The sequence below is a fragment of the Methylophaga sp. UBA1464 genome (genome assembly GCF_002325665.1).
Taxonomy (GTDB): Bacteria; Pseudomonadota; Gammaproteobacteria; order Nitrosococcales; family Methylophagaceae; genus Methylophaga.
In genome coordinates, this window is the sequence record NZ_DCSO01000075.1 from 1 (window position 1) to 465 (window position 465).

Annotated in this window: 1 protein-coding gene; it reads right to left on the reverse strand. The window is 43.4% G+C overall.

Features of this window, described 5'->3' with window-relative positions; all coding sequences use genetic code 11:
* Positions 1-465, reverse strand: a 465-nt coding sequence (locus B3O33_RS08945; RefSeq protein ID WP_292363461.1) for a response regulator, incomplete at both ends; no start/stop codon positions are given.

Sequence of the window (465 nt, forward strand, 5' to 3'; positions counted from 1 at the left end):
GGTTCAAAAGGCTTATCAAGAATCGCTGAAACCCCTGCTTGTTCAACCTGACCCAGTCGGGTCTGATTTTGTTCACTGGTCACTACTAAGATCGGTACAAATGTATTGCCCATTTCGCTGCGAATGTGTTCCACCAGAGCCTGACCATCCATTTTTGGCATATTCAAATCGGTCACGACCAAATCAAAGCTTTGCTGTTTAAGAATTTCAATGGCTTCAATACCATTTTCAGCCTGATGAATCTGATTAATTCCCATGCTTTGAAAAACCCGACAAAGGTGATTTCGTGAGACCAGACTGTCATCAACCAGTAACACTTCCAGTTGATCGACTTCATAATTCTGCAATTCGATTTCAGTTGGATCAATGTGCTGTAGTGTTGTACGTATAGCTCTTTGCAGGTTCGCGTGATCAAAAGGTTTTGGCAGGATGGCAACCACACCGGATTGTCGTAATGGTTCCAGG